Origin of the sequence: Saccharopolyspora sp. NPDC002686, from assembly GCF_040295745.1 — a bacterium.
Classification (GTDB): Bacteria; Actinomycetota; Actinomycetes; order Mycobacteriales; family Pseudonocardiaceae; genus Saccharopolyspora; species Saccharopolyspora oryzae.
Genome location: NZ_JBEOVY010000528.1, coordinates 1 through 3,574, shown reverse-complemented (window position 1 = coordinate 3,574; position 3,574 = coordinate 1). Strand labels below are relative to the sequence as shown.

General features: G+C 71.3%; 2 protein-coding genes, 1 tRNA gene and 1 other RNA gene. 3 read left to right on the top strand and 1 reads right to left on the bottom strand.

The window, feature by feature from the left end:
- Positions 1-213: 213 nt before the first annotated feature.
- Positions 214-299, bottom strand: a tRNA-Ser gene (locus tag ABTZ89_RS36980).
- 208 nt (positions 300-507) lie between these two features.
- On the opposite strand from ABTZ89_RS36980, the gene ABTZ89_RS36975 reads away from it, so the two are divergent.
- The 3 genes from ABTZ89_RS36975 (at position 508) to ABTZ89_RS36965 (ending at position 3,448) form a co-directional block, all read left to right on the top strand.
- The gene (locus ABTZ89_RS36975) at positions 508-801 is read left to right on the top strand and encodes a winged helix-turn-helix domain-containing protein (protein ID WP_351053753.1); all 294 of its coding nucleotides are present in this window, start codon (positions 508-510) and stop codon (positions 799-801) included.
- 45 nt (positions 802-846) lie between these two features.
- An RNA gene (gene ffs, locus ABTZ89_RS36970) (signal recognition particle sRNA small type) lies at positions 847-941 on the top strand.
- 59 nt (positions 942-1,000) lie between these two features.
- Positions 1,001-3,448 (top strand): DNA polymerase III subunit gamma and tau, encoded by a 2,448-nt coding sequence (locus ABTZ89_RS36965; protein ID WP_351053750.1) that lies wholly within the window; start codon positions 1,001-1,003, stop codon positions 3,446-3,448.
- The last annotated feature ends 126 nt before the right edge of the window (positions 3,449-3,574 follow it).

The window sequence follows — 3,574 nt, the reverse complement described above, 5'->3', positions numbered from 1 at the left end:
TCCCATGCTGTCGAGAAAAGCCTCTAGCGAGTGTGTGCATGGCCCGTACCCGAAACCGACACAGGTGGTCAGGTAGAGAATACCGAGGCGGTCGGCTCGATCTGGTCGGAGAGGAGGGGGCTCTTCCGCGGGGTCGGTGGATGGGACTGCACCAGCGCGAAAAGGCGAATGCCCTCGCAAGACCCGGTCTTGCGAGGGCATTCGCCTCGAGAGCGGAGGATACGGGATTCGAACCCGTGAGGGCTATTAACCCAACACGATTTCCAATCGTGCGCCTTAGGCCGCTCGGCCAATCCTCCGTGCGGAAGCCTATCAGGGGCTTGCGCACCGCTCGCCGGTGGGGTTGACCGGCTTCTACTTCGATGTAAAGTACTTTCCAAGTAGAAAGTAGATGACTTGGGGAGCTGGGATGGACGAGGCGAAGTCGGCGTTGGTGGCGGCCGGTTTCGCCATCCGGAACGTCTACCTGGGCATCGGGCGCGACATCGCGGAGGGAAGGGTGCGGGCATGATCGACTCTGTCATCCACCCGCTGCCGAGGCTGTCGATCTGCGCCCTGCTGGCCGGTGGCGCGGACTGGGTGGAGTTCAAGGCGGTCCGCGACTCGACCGAGCTCAGCGACTCGATGCTGTCGAAGCACTCGCGGGCCCTCGAGGACGCCGGTTATCTGGAGGTCCGCAAGGGCGCTGTCGGGCGGCGGCCGCGGACCTGGTTCCGGCTCACCGACCAGGGCAAGGCCGCTTATCTCGGGCACGTGGCGGCGCTGCGCCGGATGACCGGGGACGTGCCCGCGGAGCAGTGAGCGAGGCCGCCTCGCGGAGCACTGCGGGCGTCGGGTTACACTGTCCGTGGACCTCGTGCGACGTCCATCCTGTGAACTCCCCCAGGGCCGGAAGGCAGCAAGGGTAAGCGGGCTCTGGCGGGTGCACGGGGTCCCCTTACTTTCCGGGCCCCTTCGGGCCCTTTCCGGGTTGTCGGTCGTACCGCGTAGGGTTCTGGTCGTGGCGCTCGCCCTCTACCGCAAGTACCGTCCCGCGACCTTCGCCGAGGTCGTCGGGCAGGAACACGTCACCGAGCCGCTGCGGACCGCGCTGTCCTCCGGCCGGATCAACCACGCGTACCTGTTCTCCGGGCCGCGCGGCTGCGGCAAGACCTCCAGCGCGCGCATCCTGGCCCGTTCGCTGAACTGCGCGCAGGGTCCGACGCCCGACCCGTGCGGCGAATGCGACTCCTGCATCGCGCTGGCCCCCGAAGGCGGCGGCAGCGTCGACGTCGTGGAGCTCGACGCGGCCAGCCACGGTGGCGTCGACGACACCCGCGAACTGCGCGATCGGGCCTTCTACGCGCCCGCCCAGTCGCGGTACCGGATCTTCATCATCGACGAGGCCCACATGGTCACCACGCAGGGCTTCAACGCCCTGCTGAAGATCGTCGAGGAGCCGCCGGAACACCTGATCTTCGTCTTCGCGACGACGGAACCGGACAAGGTGCTGACCACCATCCGGTCCCGCACCCACCACTACCCGTTCCGCCTGATGCCCCCGGGCGTGATGCGCGAACTCGTCGAGCGCATCTGCGGCGACGAGGGCGTCCAGGTGGAGCCAGCGGTGTTCCCACTGGTCATCCGGGCTGGTGGCGGCTCGGCGCGGGACACCCTGAGCGTCCTCGACCAGATGCTGGCGGGGGCGACCGAGCAGGGCGTCACCTACGAGCGGGCGGTCGCGCTGCTCGGCGTCACCGACGTGGCCCTGATCGACGACATGGTCGACGCGCTCGCGGCCGGAGATGCGGCGGCGGTCTACGCGACCGTGGACCGGCTGGTGGAAGCCGGGCACGACCCGCGCCGCTTCGGCTCCGACCTGCTGGACCGCCTGCGCGACCTGGTGCTGCTCAGCTCGGTGCCCGACGCCGGCGACCGCGGTCTGGTGGACGCGTCGGGCGACGAGCTGGAGAGGATGCGGACGCAGGCCGATCAGCTCGGCCCGGCGACCCTCTCCCGCTTCGCGGAGATCGTCCACACCGGACTGGCGGAGATGCGCGGAGCGACCGCGCCCCGCCTGCTCCTCGAACTCCTCTGCGCCCGGATGATGCTCCCGGCGGTGTCGGACGCGGAAACGGCGCTGCTGCAACGACTTGAGCGGGTCGAACGCCGAGCGACCCTGGCGCCCGCCGAAGGCGGAGCCCCGGCGGCCCCGGCGGAAGCCGCGCCAGCGGCTGACGGCGACGGTCGGCCGCGGCGGGTCTTCCAGCGCCCGCACGAGCGCGCGGCAGCTGCGCGAGCGGCGGAGGAAGCCGGTGCTGCGGAGCAGAGCGGCGCGACTGGACAGGGCGATGGCGCTGTTGCGGCGCAGCCGCAGAGCGGTGGAGCCGCGCAGGGCAGCGGAGCTGCGGAGCAGCAGAGCGATGTTGCGGCTCAGGCTCCGGCCGGTGCGACAGGCGGAGCTGCGGAGCAGCGGAGTGGTGCTGCGGAGCAGCGGAGCGAGGTTTCCGGCGGAGCTTCGGCGCAGCCGCAGAGCGGCGCAGCGTGGAGTGGTGCCGCCGGAGGCGGTGCTGCGGCGTCGCAGAGCAGTGGAGCTGCGGAGCAGCGGAACGGCGTTGCCGGTGGTGCTGCGGCTGCGGCGGAGCCGCAGAGCAGCGCTGCGAACGCGAGCCGTGGCGGCGGAGCCGCTGAGGCGCAGCGCGGCGGAGCGGCGCCTGCCGCGGCGGGAGCCGCGGGCGGGTACGACGCGGCGAAGGTGCGGCAGGTGTGGAGCGAGGTGCTGCAGGCCGTCGCGAAGCTGAACCGGCCGACGCAGGCGCTGTTGCTCAACGCCACCGTGCAGGACCTCAGCGATGGTGCGCTCGTGCTGTCGATGCCGACGTCCGGGCTGGTCAAGCAGTTCGCGCAGCAGCGGCGGCTGGACTTCGTCCGGCAGGCGTTGTGCCAGGTCATCGGCGATGCCGAGTGGGAGATCCAGTGCGTCGAGGCCGGTGCGGCCCCGCCGCCCGCTCCGGCGCGCCAGGCCGCTCCGAAGCAGCCCCTGCAGCGCAAGTCGACCGCTGCCGCCGCCGAGTCCGCGAACCCGGCGCCCGCCGAGCAGCCGAACAACCAGGCCCCCAGCCGTCCGAGCGCTCAGCCGTCGCGCCCGTCCAACGGGCAGGCACGGGGCCAGGCGCCGCGCCAGGGCACGGTGCCGCGGCCGCCGGAACCGGATGACATCCCGCCGCCGCCCGAACCGCCGGACGACGAGCCCCCGCCGCCGGACGACGTCCCGCCGCCCCCGGAGCCGACCAGGCGTCCGGAGCCGCAGCGCGCCCCGAAGCCGGTCACCGACGACGAGGAAGACCCGGAAGCGATGCTCGCCGAGTCCTCCCCATACGACGCGAACACCCCGGTCGGCCCGGACCCGGAAGCCGCCGCGGTCGAGCTCTTCGAACGAGAACTGGGCGCCCGCCGAATCGACAACTGACCCGCCTCCACCAGAAGTCCGGCCCCCTCTCCCGAGCACTGCCTCGCTCCGAACGAGTGGGACAACTACATGCCGGGTTACCGCGGCACCGGTTTCTACTGGCACTCCGATTTCGAGACCTGGCAC

What these genes read in the sequence shown, in the direction of transcription:
- ABTZ89_RS36975 (WP_351053753.1), top strand. Translation starts at nt 508, where the DNA reads ATGATCGACTCTGTCATCCACCCGCTGCCGAGGCTGTCGATCTGCGCC.